15 protein-coding genes are annotated in these 17482 nt (G+C 70.2%); all 15 read left to right on the top strand.

Features of this window, described 5'->3' with window-relative positions; translation table 11 throughout:
• Positions 1-35: 35 nt before the first annotated feature.
• The 15 genes from mraZ (at position 36) to ftsZ (ending at position 17354) form a co-directional block, all read left to right on the top strand.
• Positions 36-464: a division/cell wall cluster transcriptional repressor MraZ gene (mraZ, locus tag JI739_RS17865; protein WP_201685439.1), complete on the top strand. Its 429-nt coding sequence runs from the start codon at positions 36-38 to the stop codon at positions 462-464.
• An 11-nt stretch (positions 465-475) separates the two neighbouring features.
• On the top strand, positions 476-1396 hold the full coding sequence (gene rsmH / locus JI739_RS17860; RefSeq protein WP_201685294.1) for a 16S rRNA (cytosine(1402)-N(4))-methyltransferase RsmH: 921 nt from the start codon (positions 476-478) through the stop codon (positions 1394-1396).
• The gene (ftsL, locus tag JI739_RS17855) at positions 1393-1689 is read left to right on the top strand and encodes a cell division protein FtsL (RefSeq protein WP_201685293.1); all 297 of its coding nucleotides are present in this window, start codon (positions 1393-1395) and stop codon (positions 1687-1689) included. The genes rsmH and ftsL overlap by 4 nt, the downstream gene beginning before the upstream one ends.
• Positions 1686-3416 carry a peptidoglycan D,D-transpeptidase FtsI family protein gene (locus JI739_RS17850; RefSeq protein ID WP_201685292.1) on the top strand — a complete coding sequence of 577 codons (1731 nt, stop codon included), beginning with the start codon at positions 1686-1688 and terminating at the stop codon, positions 3414-3416. Before ftsL ends, JI739_RS17850 begins: the two co-directional genes overlap by 4 nt.
• Positions 3416-4897 (top strand): UDP-N-acetylmuramoyl-L-alanyl-D-glutamate--2,6-diaminopimelate ligase, encoded by a 1482-nt coding sequence (locus tag JI739_RS17845; protein ID WP_201685291.1) that lies wholly within the window; start codon positions 3416-3418, stop codon positions 4895-4897. Before JI739_RS17850 ends, JI739_RS17845 begins: the two co-directional genes overlap by 1 nt.
• The gene (locus JI739_RS17840; protein WP_201685290.1) at positions 4894-6276 is read left to right on the top strand and encodes a UDP-N-acetylmuramoyl-tripeptide--D-alanyl-D-alanine ligase; all 1383 of its coding nucleotides are present in this window, start codon (positions 4894-4896) and stop codon (positions 6274-6276) included. The genes JI739_RS17845 and JI739_RS17840 overlap by 4 nt, the downstream gene beginning before the upstream one ends.
• Positions 6276-7454, top strand: a complete 1179-nt coding sequence (gene mraY / locus JI739_RS17835) for a phospho-N-acetylmuramoyl-pentapeptide-transferase (RefSeq protein WP_201685289.1) — start codon at positions 6276-6278, stop codon at positions 7452-7454. The genes JI739_RS17840 and mraY overlap by 1 nt, the downstream gene beginning before the upstream one ends.
• A gap of 8 nt (positions 7455-7462) precedes the next feature.
• Positions 7463-9028 carry a UDP-N-acetylmuramoyl-L-alanine--D-glutamate ligase gene (gene murD, locus JI739_RS17830; RefSeq protein WP_201685288.1) on the top strand — a complete coding sequence of 522 codons (1566 nt, stop codon included), beginning with the start codon at positions 7463-7465 and terminating at the stop codon, positions 9026-9028.
• Positions 9029-9093: 65 nt separating this feature from the next.
• Complete coding sequence (ftsW, locus tag JI739_RS17825) at positions 9094-10284, top strand: putative lipid II flippase FtsW (RefSeq protein WP_236589855.1); 1191 nt, start codon at positions 9094-9096, stop codon at positions 10282-10284.
• Positions 10281-11345, top strand: a complete 1065-nt coding sequence (murG, locus tag JI739_RS17820) for an undecaprenyldiphospho-muramoylpentapeptide beta-N-acetylglucosaminyltransferase (protein WP_201685286.1) — start codon at positions 10281-10283, stop codon at positions 11343-11345. The genes ftsW and murG overlap by 4 nt, the downstream gene beginning before the upstream one ends.
• Positions 11342-12754 carry a UDP-N-acetylmuramate--L-alanine ligase gene (murC, locus tag JI739_RS17815; protein ID WP_201685285.1) on the top strand — a complete coding sequence of 471 codons (1413 nt, stop codon included), beginning with the start codon at positions 11342-11344 and terminating at the stop codon, positions 12752-12754. The genes murG and murC overlap by 4 nt, the downstream gene beginning before the upstream one ends.
• 212 nt (positions 12755-12966) lie before the next feature.
• Complete coding sequence (locus tag JI739_RS17810) at positions 12967-13932, top strand: D-alanine--D-alanine ligase (RefSeq protein ID WP_201685438.1); 966 nt, start codon at positions 12967-12969, stop codon at positions 13930-13932.
• Positions 13933-13934: 2 nt separating this feature from the next.
• Positions 13935-14732 carry a cell division protein FtsQ/DivIB gene (locus JI739_RS17805; protein WP_201685284.1) on the top strand — a complete coding sequence of 266 codons (798 nt, stop codon included), beginning with the start codon at positions 13935-13937 and terminating at the stop codon, positions 14730-14732.
• Between the two features lie 11 nt (positions 14733-14743).
• Complete coding sequence (gene ftsA / locus JI739_RS17800; protein WP_201685283.1) at positions 14744-15973, top strand: cell division protein FtsA; 1230 nt, start codon at positions 14744-14746, stop codon at positions 15971-15973.
• A gap of 151 nt (positions 15974-16124) precedes the next feature.
• Complete coding sequence (gene ftsZ / locus JI739_RS17795; protein ID WP_201685282.1) at positions 16125-17354, top strand: cell division protein FtsZ; 1230 nt, start codon at positions 16125-16127, stop codon at positions 17352-17354.
• Positions 17355-17482: the final 128 nt, after the last annotated feature.

Genomic DNA, 17482 nt, shown 5'->3' with positions numbered 1-17482 from the left:
CTGCCTGCGCCCTCTGCAACACAGGAATTTCGGCGGTGTTCCAAGGCGCTTCGTCTCTGAATCTCGATGCCAAGGGGCGGCTTTCCGTGCCGACCCGGCATCGCGACGTCCTGAGCGCCACCGCCGCCAACCAGCTCACCATCACCAAGCACCCGCATGGCTGCCTGATGGTCTTTCCACGACCCGAATGGGAAAAATTCCGCGAGCGTCTCGCGGCCTTGCCGATGTCCGCCCAGTGGTGGAAGAGAATCTTTCTGGGCAACGCCATGGACGTCGAGGTCGACGGTGCCGGGCGCGTGCTGATCTCGCCGGAGCTGCGTGCGGCAGCCGGCATCGAGCGCGAGACCATGCTCCTGGGCATGGGCAACCACTTCGAGCTCTGGGACAAGGCGACGTACGACGCCAAGGAGGCGGAGGCGATGGCCGGTGAGATGCCCGACGTGTTCAAGGACTTCTCTTTCTGACGGCGCAGGCGGTGGACACCTCATGGCATCACACCACCGTCCTGTTGAACGAAGCGATCTCAGCGCTCGTGACCAGGCCGGATGGACTCTACGTGGACGCGACCTTCGGGCGCGGCGGGCATTCGCGCCTGCTGCTGTCCCGGCTGGGGCCGCAGGGACGCGTGCTGGCCTTCGACAAGGATCCCGAGGCGGTCGCTGCCGCGGCGGCCATCGCCGACCCCCGCTTTTCCATCCGGCACCAGGGCTTCGCGCACCTGGCCGACCTGGCGCCGGGCTCTGCGGCCGGCGTGCTGATGGACCTGGGCGTGAGCTCCCCGCAGATCGACAACCCCGGCCGGGGTTTTTCCTTCCGCCACGACGGGCCCCTGGACATGCGCATGGACACCACGCGTGGCCAGAGCGCCCGCGAGTGGCTCGCTCAGGCCGAGCTCGGCCAGATTGCGCAGGTGATTCGTGACTATGGCGAAGAACGGTTTGCTGTACCGATTGCAAAGGCGATTGTGGCTCGCCGACAGGAACGGGGCCCTCTTGCAACCACCGCCGAGCTGGCCCAGCTCGTGGCTGGCGCGGTCAAAACCCGCGAGCCGGGCCAGGACCCTGCAACGCGCACATTTCAGGCTCTTCGGATTTTCGTCAACGCCGAGCTTGAAGAGCTCCAACAGGCGCTAGCAGCGAGTCTGGACGTGCTCGAGCCCCAAGGCCGCCTGGTGGTGATCAGCTTCCACTCGCTGGAGGATCGCATCGTCAAGCAGTTCATCGCCCGCCATTCGCGCGAGGTGGTGGACCGACGCGTGCCCTTTGCGCCGGGGCAGGTCCTGAAGCTGCGCGCGCTGGACCGCGTCAAACCCTCGGCGGCGGAGATCCAGGCCAACGCCCGCTCTCGCAGCGCCATCATGCGCGTGGCCGAACGCACGGGAGCGGGTGCCGCATGACGCGCCTGAACCTGGTCCTCCTGCTGGCCGTGGTGGTCAGTGCCCTGTACCTCGTGCGCGTGCAGTACGACTCGCGGCGCCTCTACACCGAGATCGAGCGCGCCCGCAACGAGGCCCGCAAGCTCGACACCGACCGTGAGCGGCTGGTGGCGGAAAAGCGTGGCCAGGCCACGCCGCTGCGGGTGGAGCGGCTGGCCAAGGAGCAACTGCAGATGCGCCCGTCCGGCCCGGGCATCACGCAGTACGTGTCCCGGGGCCCGGGCAACGTCGCCCACGCAGGAGCGCGGCCATGACGCGAAGCGTGCTCTACACCTCCAGCCCCTTGCTGGCGAGCAAGACGCCGGTCTGGCGCAGCAAGTTCATCGTCGCCGGCATCGCCGTCGCCTTCGTGGTCCTGGCCGGCCGCGCGGCCTGGGTGCAGGTGTTCGGCAACGCGTTTTTCCAGCGCCAGGGCGAGGTCCGCTTTGCCCGCACCCTGGAGCTGCCGGCCAACCGCGGCCGCATCCTCGACCGCAACGGGCTGCTGCTGGCCACCAGCGTGCCGGCCACCAGCATCTGGGCCATCCCCGAAGACGTCGATGCCGACCGCGCGCAGCTGGGCAAATTGGCCGAGCTGCTGCAGATGCCGCTGGCCGAGCTCGAGAAAAAGCTCGCCGACGAGGAAAAGACCTTCGTCTGGATCAAGCGCCAGCTCGACGAGCCGATCGGCCAGCAGATCGCGGCCCTGGGCATCAAGGGCATCTACCAACGCAAGGAATACAAGCGCCAGTACCCGGAGGGCGAGGCGGCGGCGCACGTGGTGGGCTTCACCGACGTGGAGGACCAGGGCCAGGAGGGCATGGAGCTGACCTTCAACAAGGACCTGGCCGGCCGCCCCGGCTCGCGCCGCGTCATCAAGGACCGCCTCGGCCGCATCATCGAGGACGTGCGCGAGCAGGTGCCACCGGTCGACGGGCGCGACCTGCAGCTGTCCATCGACAGCAAGGTGCAGTTCTTCGCCTACCAGAAGCTGCGCGACGCGGTGGCGCAGCACAAGGCCAAGGCGGGCAGCGTGGTGGTGCTCGACGTACAGACCGGCGAGGTGCTGGCCCTGGCCAACTACCCCAGCTACTCACCCGACAAGCGGGTCAACCTCTCGGGCGCCCAGTTGCGCAACCGCGCCCTCACCGACACCTTCGAGCCCGGCTCCACCATGAAGCCGCTGATGGCGGCGCTGGCGCTGCAACGCGGCATCGTGCGGCCCGACACGCTGATCCAGACCGCGCCCGGCCGCCTCACCATGGGCGGGGCCACCATCAGCGATTCGCATCCCTACGGCCTGCTCACCGTGGCCCAGGTGATCCAGAAATCGAGCAACGTCGGCACCGTCAAGATCGCGATGCAGATGCAGCCGCGCGACATGTGGGAGACCTACAGCCAGGTCGGCTTCGGCCAGCGCCCGCAGGTGCCTTTCCCCGGGGCGGTCAGTGGCCGGCTCCGGGCCTACAAGACCTGGCGGCCGATCGAGCAGGCCACCATGAGCTACGGCTACGGCCTGTCGGTGAGCCTGTTCCAGCTGGCGCGCGCCTACAGCGTGTTCGCCCGCGACGGTGAGCTGATCCCGGTCACGCTGCTCAAGACCGACCAGCCGACCGCCGGCGTGCGCGTCTTCGATGCCCAGCACGCCGGCGCGGTGCGCCAGATGCTGCACATGGCCGCGGGGCCTGGCGGCACCGCGCCGCAGGCGCAGACCATGGGCTACTCCGTGGGCGGCAAGACCGGCACCGCGCGCAAGCAGGAGGGCAAGGGTTACGCCGCCGGCAAGTACCGCGGCTTCTTCGTCGGCCTGGCCCCGGTCGAGAAGCCCCGCATCGTGGTCGCCGTGATGATCGACGAGCCCAGCGCCGGCAGCTATTTCGGCGGCACCGTCGCGGCGCCGGTCTTCAGCACCACGGTGCAGCAGACGCTGCGCATGATGGGCGTGCAGCCCGACATGAGCGTCAAGCCCCAGGTGGTGGTGGCGGTGGAGGAGTCGTTCTGATGGCGCCGCGCCTGCAAGACCCCCGCGAGGCCGCGGCCTGGCTGGCCGCGCGCAGCCGCGGCGCGCTGCGCACCGACAGCCGCCAGGTCGGCCCCGGCGATGCCTTCATCGCCTGGCCCGGCGCGGCCACCGACGGCCGGCGCTTCGTCGGCCCGGCGCTGGCGCAGGGCGCGGCCGCCTGCCTGGTCGAAGCCGACGGTGCCGAGGCCTTCGGCTTCGAGGATGACGCGGTCGCCTGCTACGCCGGCCTCAAGGCGGGCTGCGGAGAGATCGCCGATGTGTTCTATGGCCAGCCCAGCGAGCGGCTGGCGGTGCTGGCCGTCACCGGCACCAATGGCAAGACCTCCACCACCTGGTGGCTGGCGCAGGCGCTGTCGGCCGCGCGGCCCGAGGCTCCCTGCGGCGTGGTCGGCACGCTGGGCATCGGACGCCCGCCGCAGGTGGAAAGCAATGGCCTGACCACGCCCGACCCGGTTCTGCTGCAGGCGGCCTTCCGTCGCTTCGTGGACCAGGGCCTGGGTGCCTGCGCGATCGAAGCCTCGTCCATCGGGCTGGCCGAGCACCGCCTGGCCGGCACCCGCATCCGCGTGGCGGTGTTCACCAACTTCACCCGCGACCACCTCGACTACCACGGCAGCATGGAGGCCTACCGCGCGGCCAAGCTGCGCCTGTTCGCCTGGCCGGGCCTGCAAGCCGCAGTGGTCAACGTCGACGACGCGTGCGGTGCCGAGCTGGCCGACTCGCTCGCGGGCAGCCACCTCGAGCTCTGGACCACCTCCTGCGGGGGCGAGGCCCGCCTGCGCGCCCAGGACATCCGGCACCACGAGCAGGGGCTGGCCTTCACCGTCGTCGAGGGCGGACAGGCCGAGCCGCTGGCCACCCGCCTGATCGGCCACTACAACGTGCACAACCTCCTGGCCGTGATCGGCAGCCTGCGTGCCGTGGGCGTGCCGCTGGCCCAGGCCGTGCGGGCCTGCGACGGATTGCTGCCGGTGCCCGGGCGCATGGAATGCCTGCGCGCCCCGGGCCAGCCGCTGGTGGCAATCGACTATGCCCACACGCCCGACGCGCTCGACCAGGCGCTGGCGGCGCTGCGCCCGCTGGCCAGCGCACGCGGTGGCGAACTGTGGTGCGTGTTCGGTTGCGGCGGCGACCGCGATGCCACCAAGCGCCCGCTCATGGGCGCGGTGGCCGAGAAGAACGCCGACCACGTGATCGTCACCAGCGACAACCCGCGCAGCGAAAAGCCCGAGGCCATCATCAGCCAGGTGTTGCTGGGGCTGTCGCAGCGCCAGGCGGTGGCCGTCGAGGCCGACCGCGCGTTCGCCATCCGCAAGGCCGTCGAGCAGGCCGCCCCGCAGGACGTCATCCTGCTGGCCGGCAAGGGCCACGAGGACTACCAGGACATCGCCGGCACCAAGCACCCGTTCGACGACCGCGTCCATGCGCGCCAGGCGCTGCAGCGGAGGGCCGCCGCATGATGCTTTCGCTGCGACAGGCGATGTCCTGGCTGCCCGGCGCGAGGCTGGTCGGAAACGGGGCCGCGGCCGTCGGTCGGGTCCACACCGACACCCGCAGCCTGCAGGCCGGCGACCTCTTCGTCGCGCTGCGCGGCGAGCGCTTCGATGCCAACGACCTGCTGCCCCTGGCGATCGCCGCCGGTGCCTGCGCCGTGCTGGCGCATCGCGGCCGCATTCCCGCCGGCGCCGACGGCATCGAGGTCGACGACACCCGGCTCGCGCTGGGACAGCTGGCCGCCGGCTGGCGCGCCCGTTTTCACGGACCGCTGGTCGCGGTCACCGGCAGCAACGGCAAGACCACGGTCACGCAGATGATCGCGGCCATCCTGCGGGCCTGGCAGGGCGACGCGGCCCTGGCCACGCAGGGCAACTTCAACAACGAGATCGGCCTGCCGCTCACGCTGCTGCGCCTGCGCGATGCGCATCGCGTGGCCGTGCTGGAACTGGGCATGAACCACCCGGGCGAGATCGCCTACCTCGCCGGCATCGCGCGGCCCACCGTGGGCCTGGTGAACAACGCCCAGCGCGAGCACCAGGAATTCATGGCCACGGTCGAAGCCGTGGCGCGCGAGAACGGTTCCGTCTTCGGATCGCTGGCGCCCGGGGGCACCGCGGTCTTCCCCCACGACAGCGAATGGGCGGGGCTGTGGCGGCAGATGGCCGCGCCCCGACGCTGCCTCACTTTCGGTGCCGAGGCCGGCGCCGACATCGTTCTGGCCGGGTCTGAATGGCACCAGGGTCGCTGGGAGGTGGGGGCTCGCACGCCCTGCGGACCCGTGCGATTCCCCCTCCATATCGCCGGCCGCCACAACGTGCTCAACGCGCTGGCGGCCGTCGCCTGCGCCGTCGCCGCGGGCGTGCCGCTGGATGCCGTCGCGCGCGGCCTGGCGGCCTTCGAGCCGGTCAAGGGCCGCTCGCGCGCCATCGCCGTGCCGCTGGGCGGCCGCACCCTCACGCTGGTGGACGACACCTACAACGCCAACCCCGACTCGGTGCGGGCGGCCATCGACGTGCTCGCCGAGCTGCCCGGCCCCCAGTTGCTGGTGCTCGGCGACATGGGCGAGGTCGGTACCCAGGGGCCGCAGTTCCATGCCGAGGTCGGCCACTACGCCCGCGAGCGCGGCATCCCGCACCTGTTCACGCTGGGCGAGCAGTCCGGCGCGATGGGCGGGCGCCATTTCGACGACATCGAGCAGCTGGTCGCCGCCGCCCGCGGCTGCCTGCCCCGCGTGCAGAGCGTCCTGGTCAAGGGCTCGCGCTTCATGAGGATGGAGCGCGTGGTCGAGGCCCTGGTCGCGGCGGCCGCGCAAGAACAACAACAACAACGAGGAGGCGCCTGATGCTCCTGAGCCTGGCCATCTGGCTGCAAACCCTCTCCCCGGAATTCGGCTTCCTGCGCGTGTTCCAGTACATCACCTTCCGCGCGGTGATGGCCGCCATGACTGCGCTGCTCATCGGCATCAGCGCCGGTCCCTGGGTCATCCGCCGCCTCACCGAACTGAAGATCGGCCAGCCCGTGCGCGACTACGCCATGCAGACGCACCTGGTCAAGAGCGGCACGCCCACCATGGGCGGCGTGCTGATCCTGCTGTCGATCGCCATCTCCACCCTGCTGTGGTTCGACCTGGGCAACCGCTTCGTGTGGATCGTGCTGATCGTGACCATCGGCTTCGGCATGATCGGCTGGGCCGACGACTGGCGCAAAGTCGTGCGCAAGGACCCGGAAGGCATGCGCTCGCGCGAAAAGTACTTCTGGCAGTCGGTGATCGGGCTGATCGCCGCCGTCTACCTCGTCTTCAGCATTTCGGAAAGCTCCAACACCAAGGTGGTGGAGCTGTTCTTCTCCTGGGTGAAGTCCGGCTTCGACGTCGACCTGCCGCCAAAGGCGGGCCTGCTGGTGCCCTTCTTCAAGGAGGTGAGCTACCCGCTGGGCGTGTTCGGCTTCGTGATCCTCACCTACCTGGTGATCGTCGGTTCGAGCAACGCGGTGAACCTCACCGACGGCCTCGACGGCCTGGCCATCATGCCGGTGGTCATGGTCGGCTCGGCCCTGGGCGTGTTCGCCTACATCACCGGCAACGCGGTGTACTCGCGCTACCTGCTGTTCCCCTTCATTCCGGGCGCGGGCGAACTGCTGATCTTCTGCGCCGCCCTGGCCGGCGCGGGGCTGGCCTTCCTCTGGTTCAACACCTACCCGGCGCAGGTCTTCATGGGTGACGTCGGCGCCCTGGCCCTGGGCGGCGCGCTCGGCACCATCGCCATCATCGTGCGCCAGGAGATCGTGCTGGCCATCATGGGCGGCGTCTTCGTCGTCGAGGCGCTGTCGGTGATGCTGCAGGTGAGCTACTTCAAGTACACCAAGCGGCGCTTCGGCGAAGGCCGGCGCATCCTCAAGATGGCGCCGCTGCACCACCACTTCGAGAAGAGCGGCTGGAAGGAAACGCAGGTCGTGGTCCGCTTCTGGATCATCACCATGCTGCTGTGCCTGGTGGGGCTGTCCACCCTGAAGCTGCGTTGAGCAAGGCGATGGACACCACCTCCGATCCGCGCCGCGTCCTGATCCTCGGCCTCGGCAGCTCCGGCCTGGCCATGTCGCGCTGGTGCGCGCGCCACGGCGCCCGCGTCACGGTGGCCGACACCCGTGCAGCCCCGCCGCAGCTCGCGCTGCTGCGCCACGACGTGCCGCAGGCCCGCTTCGTCGCCGGTCCTTTCGCCCCCGAGCTGCTCGAGGACGGCGTGCAGGCGGTCTATCGCAGCCCGGGCCTGTCGCCGCAGCAGCTCGGCCCCGTGCCCGACCTGGCGCACGCCGCCGGCATCCCGGTGGGCGGCGAACTCGACCTGTTCGCCCAGGCGCTGGCGCAGCTGAAGGCCGACACCGGCTACGCGCCCGACGTGATCGCGGTCACCGGCACCAACGGCAAGACCACCGTCACCTCGCTGACCGGCCAGCTGGTCGAGCGCAGCGGCCGCACCGTGGCGGTGGCCGGCAACATCGGCCCGACCCTGCTCGACACGCTGGCGGCCCGGCTCGAGGCGCAGGCGCTGCCGCAGGCCTGGGTGCTGGAGCTGTCCAGTTTCCAGCTCGACGGGGTGCATGGGTTCGAGCCCACCGCGGCCACGGTCCTCAACCTGAGCCAGGACCACCTCGACTGGCATGGCGACATGCCCGCCTACGCCGCCGCCAAGGCGCGCATCTTCGGCCGCCAGGGGCTGATGGTGCTCAATCGCGAAGACCCGCTGGTCATGGCCATGCGCCCGGCGCCGGTGCGGCTCAAGGGCGGTCGCATCGAAGAGCGCGACGCCGTCACCTTCGGCGGCGACCTGCCGCAGCGGCCCGGCGACTTCGGCATCGAAACCGTCAACGGCATGGCCTGGCTGGTGCGGGCCATGGAAGCGGACGAAACCGTGCGCAAGACCCGGCGCCGCGCCGCGGCGCAGCCGGCCGAAGGGGCCACGGCCGCGCCTGTCGCGGACGCCGACGAGCTGCACCTGCAGCGGCTCATGCCGGCCGACGCGCTGCGCATCCGCGGGCGCCACAACGCCATCAACGCGTTGGCCGCGCTGGCCCTGGCCACGGGTTGCGGCTGCCCGCTCGCGCCCATGCTCTACGGCCTGCGTGAGTACCGGGGCGAGCCGCACCGGGTCGAACCCATCGGGCAGGTGCACGACGTCGAGTACTTCGACGACAGCAAGGGCACCAACGTCGGCGCGACGGTCGCCGCGCTGCAGGGCCTGGGCGCCGACCGCAGGCTGGTCGTGATCCTGGGTGGTGACGGCAAGGGCCAGGAGTTCGGGGCGCTGGCTGACCCGGTGGCGCGCCATGCGCGCGCGGCCGTGCTGATCGGCCGGGACGCGCCCCGCATCCGCGCGGCGCTCGAAGGCGCGGGCGTCACCCTGATCGACGCCGGCACCATGGACGAGGCCGTGCGCCTGGCGACCGAGCGCGCCCACGCGGGCGACGCCGTGTTGATGTCTCCGGCCTGTGCGAGCTTCGACATGTTCGACAACTACGAGCACCGGGCGCGGGTGTTCCGCGAGGCCGTGCGGCGCCTGGCCGACGAGGCCGGCGTGCTGCTGGAAGGAAGCGAATGAAGCTGCTGCCCGCCGCCTTCACCGACCGGCTGGCCCGCCTCGTGGCGGGCTCGCCCGAGGCCGGCATGCAACTGCCGGTGCGCCTGTCGGGCTACAGCCGGCAGTCCGCCGCGCCGGCGCGGCTGCCGGTGGTCGACCAGGCGCTGGTCTGGGTGGCCGTGGGCCTGTTGCTGCTCGGGCTGGTGATGGTCTATTCGGCCTCGATCGCCATGCCCGACAACCCGCGGTTCGCGCGCTACAGCCCGCTGCACTTCTTCATTCGCCACCTGATCGCGCTGGGTACGGGCTTCATCGCGGCGCTGCTGGCCTTCCAGATCCCGGTGGCCACCTGGGAGCGCCGTGCACCCTGGCTGTTCGTCGGCTCGCTGCTGCTGCTGATCATGGTGCTGGTGCCCGGCATCGGCAGCGTGGTCAACGGCGCCCGCCGCTGGATCTCGCTGGGCTTCATGACCTTCCAGCCCAGCGAGCTGGCCAAGCTGGCGGTGGTGATGTACGCGGCCAACTACATGGTGCGCAAGATGGAGGTCAAGGAGCGCTTCTTCCGTGCCGTGCTGCCGATGGCCGTGGCGGTCGCGGTGGTGGGTTCGCTGCTGCTCGCCGAGCCCGACATGGGCGCCTTCCTGGTGATCGCGGTCATCGCCATGGGCATCCTGTTCCTGGGGGGTGTCAACGCGCGGATGTTCTTCCTGATCGCCACCGTCCTGGTGATCGCCTTCGCCGTGATGATCGCCTTGTCCGACTGGCGGCGCGAGCGCATCTTTGCCTACCTCGATCCCTGGAGCGAGAAGCACGCGCTGGGCAAGGGCTACCAGCTGTCGCACGCGCTCATCGCCATCGGCCGGGGCGAGATCTTCGGCGTGGGCCTGGGTGGCAGCGTCGAGAAGCTGCACTGGCTGCCCGAGGCCCACACCGACTTCCTGTTCGCGGTCATCGGCGAGGAGTTCGGCTTCATCGGCATCCTGTGCCTGATCGTGACCTTCTTCTGGCTCACGCGCCGCATCATGCACATCGGCCGGCAGGCCATCGCCATGGACCGGCTGTTCGCCGGCCTGGTGGCGCAGGGCATCGGCATCTGGATCGGCTTCCAGGCCTTCATCAACATGGGCGTGAACCTGGGCGCGCTGCCGACCAAGGGCCTGACCCTGCCGCTCATGAGCTATGGGGGTTCGGCGATCCTGATGAACCTGGTGGCGCTGGCGGTGGTCTTGAGGATTGACTACGAGAACCGCGTCCTCATGAGAGGAGGGCGCGCATGAGCACCGCCCTCGTCATGGCCGGCGGCACCGGCGGCCACATCTTCCCCGGCCTGGCGGTGGCCGAGGCGCTGCGCGCCAAGGGCTGGCGCGTGCACTGGCTGGGCGCGCCCGACAGCATGGAAAGCCGCCTGGTGCCGCCGCGCGGCTTCGACTTCGAGGCCGTCGATTTCTCCGGCGTGCGCGGCAAGGGCGCGCTCACGCTGGCGATGCTGCCGCTGCGGCTGCAGCGGGCCTTCTGGCAAAGCGTGAAGGTGGTGCGCCGCATCCGCCCCGACGTGGTGGTGGGGCTGGGCGGCTACATCGCTTTCCCGGGCGGGATGATGGGTGTGCTCCTGGGCAAGCCGCTGGTGCTGCACGAGCAGAACTCGCGCGCCGGCATGGTCAACAAGGTGCTGGCCAGCGTCGCCGACCGCGTCTTCACCGCCTTCCCCGATGCCTTGCCCAAAGGGCAGTGGGTGGGCAACCCGCTGCGCGAATCCTTCCTGCGGCAGCCGGCGCCCGCCGATCGGCTGGGCGCGCGAAGCGGGCCGCTGCGCCTGCTGGTGGTGGGCGGCAGCCTGGGCGCCAAGGCGCTCAACGAGGTCGTGCCCAAGGCGCTGGCGCTGCTGCCCGAATCGCACCGGCCGCTGGTGCGGCACCAGAGCGGCGAGAAGCAGCTCGAGGAGCTGCGCGCCAACTACCAGGCCGCCGGGGTGAAGGCCGACCTGGTGCCCTTCATCGACGACATGGCCACGGCCTTCGCCGAAGCCGACCTGGTGGTCTGCCGCGCCGGCGCCAGCACCGTGACCGAGATCGCCGCCGTCGGCGCGGCCGCGGTGTTCGTGCCCTTCCCGCATGCCGTGGACGACCACCAGAGCACCAACGCTCGCTTCCTGGTGGACGCGGGCGGCGGCTGGCTGGTGCAGCAGGCCGACCTGAGCCCCGAATGGCTGGCCCAGCTGCTCACCCGGGTCAACCGGGCCGAACTGATACAGAAAGCCCAGGCCGCGAAGGCGCTGGAAAAGACAGGCGCGACCGCCGCGATCGTGGCCGCCTGCGAGGAATTGGCGAGCAAGCAATGAAGCACGCGATCAGGCACATCCATTTCGTCGGAGTCGGTGGTTCCGGCATGTCCGGCATCGCCGAGGTGCTGTGCAACCTCGGCTACGAGATCTCGGGCTCCGACCTGGCCGACAGCGCCACGCTGAGCCGGCTGCGCGAGCTGGGCATCCGCACCTGCGTCGGCCACGACGAGAAGCACATCGACGGTGCCGACGCGGTGGTCACCTCCACCGCCGTGCAGGCCGACAACCCCGAGGTGGTGGCGGCACGCCGGCGCAAGATTCCCGTGGTGCCGCGCGCGATTATGCTGGCCGAGCTGATGCGCCTGAAGCAGGGCATCGCCATCGCCGGCACCCACGGCAAGACCACCACCACCAGCCTGGTGGCCAGCGTGCTGGCCGAGGGCGGCCTGGACCCCACCTTCGTCATCGGCGGCCGCCTCAACAGCGCGGGCGCCAACGCCAAGCTGGGCGCGGGCGACTACATCGTGGTCGAGGCCGACGAGTCCGACGCCTCGTTCCTGAACCTCATGCCGGTGATGTCGGTGGTGACCAACATCGACGCCGACCACATGGAGACCTACGGCCACGACTTCGGCCGGCTCAAGGGCGCCTTCCTGGATTTCCTGCACCGCATGCCGTTCTACGGCACGGCCATCCTGTGCGTGGACGACCCGGTGGTGCGCGACATCGTGCCCGAGGTGCAGTGCCCGATCACCAGCTACGGCGTCAGCGAGGACGCCCAGGTGCGAGCCGTGGACATCCGCGCCGTCGGGCCGCAGATGCACTTCACGGCGCAGCGCCGCAACGGCGTCACGCTGCCCGACCTGCCGGTGCGCCTGAACCTGGCGGGCCACCACAACGTGCTCAACGCCCTGTCGGCCATCGCCGTGGCGGTGGAGCTGAACATCCCCGACGCGGCCGTGCTCAAGGCGCTGTCCGAATTCCGCGGCGTCGGCCGGCGCTTCCAGGGTTATGGCGAGCTGCCGGTGCGCCAGGCCAACGGCGGCGGGCGCTTCACGGTCATCGAGGACTATGGCCACCACCCGGTGGAGGTCGCCGCCACGCTGGCGGCCGCCCGCGGCGCCTACCCCGGGCGGCGCCTGGTGCTGGCCTTCCAGCCGCACCGCTACACCCGCACGCGCGACTGCTTCGAGGATTTCGTCAAGGTGATGGGCCACGCCGACGCGGTGCTGCTGGCCGAGGTGTATGCCGCCGGCGAAGCGCCGATCGTGGCCGCCGATGGCCGCTCGCTGGCGCGCGCCGTGCGCGTGGCCGGCAAGGTGGAGCCGGTGTTCGTGGACGACATCGGCGGCATGCCCGAGGCCATTTTCGACATGGCCCGGGACGGCGACGTGGTGATGTGCATGGGTGCCGGTTCGATCGGCGGTGTGCCGGCGCGGCTGGTGGAGCTGGGAGGTGGGGCATGAGCGCGAAATTGGACGCGTGGGCACTCGCTGGGCTTCGACAGGCTCAGCCCGAACGGAGAGAGGCTCAGGCTGGACGGAGTGAAGCTCAGGCTGGACGGAGTGAAGCTCAGGCTGGACGGGGAGGGCTTTCCTTCGTTCACCCCGAGCCTCCCCCCTCCGTTCGCCCTGAGCTCGTCGAAGGGCCCGCGCCAACCCACTCCCAGGAACGAGCCATCGACCCCAAGTCCTTCGGCAAAGTCGCCGTCCTCATGGGCGGCCGCAGCGCCGAGCGCGAGGTGTCCCTCATGTCCGGCGCCGGCGTGCTCAAGGCGCTGCAGGGCCAGGGCGTCGACGCCCATGCCTTCGACCCCGCCGAGCGCGACCTGTCCGAACTCAAGCGCAAGGGCTTCAAGCGTGCCTTCATCGCGCTGCACGGCCGCTTCGGCGAGGACGGCACCGTGCAGGGCGCGCTGGAGCTGCTCGGCATCCCCTACACCGGGCCCGGCGTGCTCTCCTCGGCCATCGCCATCGACAAGGTCATGACCAAGCGCGTGTGGCTTGCCGAGGGCCTGTCCACGCCGCGCTACGTGCTGCTGCGCAAAGGCGCCTACACGCCCGAGCAGGTGGCGGCGGTGCCGCGTGAATTGGGCCTGCCGTTGATCGTCAAGCCCGCGCGCGAAGGCTCGTCCATCGGCTTGGCCAAGGTCACCCAGGCCAAGGCCATGGCGCAGGCCGTGGAAGCCGCCGCGGCCCTCGACTGCGACGTGCTGTGCGAGCAGTTCATCGCCGGCGACGAGGTCACCTGCCCGGTCCTCGGCAGCGGCGACTCGGCCCAGGCGCTGCCGGTGATCCGCATCGTCGCCCCCGAGGGCAACTACGACTACCAGAACAAGTACTTCACCGACGACACCAAGTACCTGGTGCCCTGCGGCCTGCCCGAAGGCGAGGAGGCCGCCATCCAGGCGCTGGTGCTCAAGGCCTACCAGGTGCTCGGTTGCCGCGGCTGGAGCCGCGCCGACGTGATGATCGACGCGGCCACGCGCACGCCCTACCTGCTGGAGATCAACACCTCGCCGGGCATGACCGGCCATTCGCTGGTGCCCATGTCGGCGGCCGCCGCCGGCATCGGCTACGAGGCGTTGTGCCTGCGGCTGCTGGCCGCCGCCCGCCTGGACCCCGAACCCAACCGGGCAGGCTGACCATGGCACGAAAGCCCGCCCCCATCCCCGCGCCGCTGGACGTCCGGCTCATGAACTTCAGCGCCACGCTGCTGTTCGTGGCCTGCGCCGTGCTGGCCGTCGGGGCTCTGGGCGCCTGGGCGCTGCGGCACCCGGCGTTGTCGCTGGCCCGCATCACGGTCGAGGGAGACCTCGCCCATAGCAGCCCGGCCACCCTGCGCGCCAACGTGGCGCCGCGCCTGGCCGGCAACTTCGTCACCGTCGACCTGGCCCAGGTGCGCACCGCCTTCGAGGACATCCCGTGGGTGCGCCAGGCCGAGGTGCGCCGCGTCTTTCCCAACGTGCTGCGGGTGCGGCTGCACGAGCACCAGGCCGTGGCGCTGTGGGGCGCCGACGGCGACACCACCCTGGTCAACAGCCATGGCGAGGTGTTCGAGGCCAATCCGGGCGACGTCGAGCACGACGGCCTGCCGCGGCTGGCGGGGCCGCTGGACCAGTCCGCGCAGCTGCTGTCCACCTGGCGCGAGCTGGCGCCGCTGTTCGAGCAGGTCGACCTGCGCGTCGAGCAGCTCACGCTCACCACCCGGGGCAGCTGGCAGGCGGTCTTGGATAGCGGCGCGCGCGTCGAGTTCGGGCGCGGCACGCCCCAGGAGGTGCTGGCCCGGGCGCAGCGCTTCGTGAACACGCTCACCGAGGCGGCGGGCCGCTACGGCCGCCGCCCCGAGGCGCTGGTGGCGGCGGACCTGCGCCATGCCGATGGGTACGCGATCCGGTTGAGGGGCGTGAGCACCGTCGGTGCCGACGCGCAGCAGAAAAAGTAGACGAGGACACGATGGCAAAGGAATACAAGGACCTGGTAGTTGGCCTCGACATCGGCACCGCCAAGGTCATGGCGGTGGTCGCCGAGGTCATGCCGGGGGGCGAGCTGAAGCTGGCGGGGCTGGGCGTGGCGCCCTCCAGCGGCCTCAAGCGGGGTGTGGTGGTCAACATCGACGCCACGGTGCAGAGCATCCAGCAGGCGCTGAAAGAGGCCGAGCTGATGGCGGACTGCAAGATCACGCGGGTCTACACCGGCATCACCGGCAGCCACATCCGCGGCATCAACTCCAGCGGCATGGTGGCGGTGAAGGACAAGGAGGTCACGCCGGCCGACGTGGCCCGCGTGGTCGAGACCGCCCGCGCCATCAACATCTCCACCGACCAGCGCCTGCTGCTGGTCGAGCCGCAGGAGTTCGTGATCGACGGGCAGGACGTCAAGGAGCCGATCGGCATGAGCGGCATCCGGCTCGAGGCCAAGGTCCACATCGTCACCGGCGCGCAGAGCGCGGCCGAGAACATCGTCAAGTGCGTGCGCCGCTGCGGCCTCGAGGTGGAGCAGCTGATGCTCAATCCGCTGGCCTCCAGCTACGCGGTGCTGACCGAGGACGAGAAGGAGCTGGGCGTGGCGGTGGTCGACATCGGCGCCGGCACCACCGACGTGGCCATCTTCACCGGCGGCGCGATCCGGCACACGGCCGTGATCCCCATCGCCGGCGACCTGATCACCAGCGACATCGCGATGGCGCTGCGCACGCCCACCAAGGACGCCGAGGACATCAAGGTCGAGGCCGGCTATGCCAAGCAGCTGCTGGCCGACCCCGAGCAGCAGGTCGAGGTGCCCGGGCTGGGCGACCGTGGCCCGCGCATGCTCTCGCGCCAGGCCCTGGCGGGCGTGATCGAGCCGCGTATCGAGGAGATCTTCTCGCTGGTGCAGCAGGTGATCCGCGAGTCGGGCTTCGAGGAGGTGCTGTCCTCCGGCATCGTGCTCACCGGCGGCAGCGCCGTGATGCCCGGCATGGTCGAACTGGGCGAGGACATCTTCCTCAAGCCGGTGCGCCGCGGCGTGCCCAAGTACATCGGCGCGCTGTCCGACATGGTGGCCCAGCCGCGCGCGTCGACGGTGATGGGGCAGCTCGAAGAGGCTCGCCTGGCACGCCTGCGCGGCCACAAGGTCGCCCAGAAGAACGGCTCCATGAAGACCGCCTTCGGCCGCTTCAAGGATTTCATCGTGGGGAACTTCTGACCATGGATCCCCGCAAGACCTGGCTCGCGCGCGGAAGCCCGCCAAGACCCATCGAGCGATGGCGGTCCGCCGGTCCACCCTCTCGCGCGTCCCACACCCGTTTCCCGGCATTTTTCAATTGGCAACTGCAGTCCTTTCGAGGAGTCGACAAATGAGCATCGAGATGATCGAGACCGAAGAATTCAACCTGGGCACCCAGATCAAGGTGATCGGCGTGGGTGGCGGCGGCGGCAACGCCGTCGAGCACATGATCGATCGCCAGGTGCAGGGGGTGGAGTTCATCAACGCCAACACCGACGCGCAGGCCCTGGCCCGCACGGCGGCCCACAAGACCATCCAGCTGGGCAACAGCGGCCTGGGCGCGGGCAGCAAGCCCGAGAAGGGCCGCGAGGCGGCCGAGGCCGCGGTCGACCAGATCCGCCAGTCCATCCAGGGCGCGCACATGCTGTTCATCACCGCCGGCATGGGCGGCGGCACCGGCACCGGCGCGGCGCCGGTAATTGCGCGAGTGGCCAAGGAGATGGGCATCCTCACCGTGGGCGTGGTGACCAAGCCCTTCGACTGGGAAGGCGGCCGTCGCATGACCAACGCCGACCAGGGCCTGGCCGAACTCGAGGCCAATGTCGATTCGCTGATCGTGGTGCTCAACGAGAAGCTGCTCGAAGTGCTGGGTGACGACATCACCCAGGACGAGGCCTTCGCGCACGCCAACGACGTGCTGAAGAACGCCGTGGGCGGCATCGCCGAGATCATCAACGTGCCCGGCCATGTGAACGTCGACTTCGAGGACGTGCGCACCGTGATGGGCGAGCCCGGCAAGGCCATGATGGGCACGGCCGTGGCGTCGGGCCCGGACCGCGCGCGCATCGCCGCCGAACAGGCCGTGGCCTGCCCGCTGCTCGAAGGCATCGACCTGTCGGGCGCCAAGGGCGTGCTGGTGCTGATCACCGCGGCCAAGGGCAGCCTGAAGCTGTCGGAGTCGAAGCTGGCGATGAACACCATCCGCGCCTACGCCTCGCCGGACGCGCACGTGATCTACGGCACCGCCTACGACGACGAGCTGGAGGACCAGGTGCGCGTCACGGTGGTGGCCACCGGCCTGTCGCGCCATGGCCAGCAGCGCCGCACGGCGCCGCCGCTGCAGGTGCTGCGCACCGGCACCCACGACGTCGGCTTCAGCGTGCCCACCCTGGGCGAGATGAGCGGCGGACGGGCCATGCCGGCTGCGGCCACCATGGGCACGGGCCAGGTCGGCGGACTGTCGGTGCCCAGCGTATGGCGGACCAACCGCACCACGGCAGCGGCCAAGGTCGATGCGCTGTCCTCCGGCGGCATGGACGATTTCGAGATCCCCGCCTTCCTTCGCAAACAAGCTGATTGAGGGGTGTCAAGCTACTGCGCAGCCCGATCTGAGGCCTGCGGTGCTCGCCGTACGGATGTACGGCTGCGCTCCTCGGCCTCACCTCGGGCTGCTCGCTACGCTTGCCATCCCATCAATCACCGCCCGGC

Source organism: Ramlibacter aurantiacus (genome assembly GCF_016722895.1).
Classification (GTDB): domain Bacteria; phylum Pseudomonadota; class Gammaproteobacteria; order Burkholderiales; family Burkholderiaceae_C; genus Ramlibacter; species Ramlibacter aurantiacus.
This window is presented reverse-complemented; position numbering and strand designations above follow the sequence as displayed.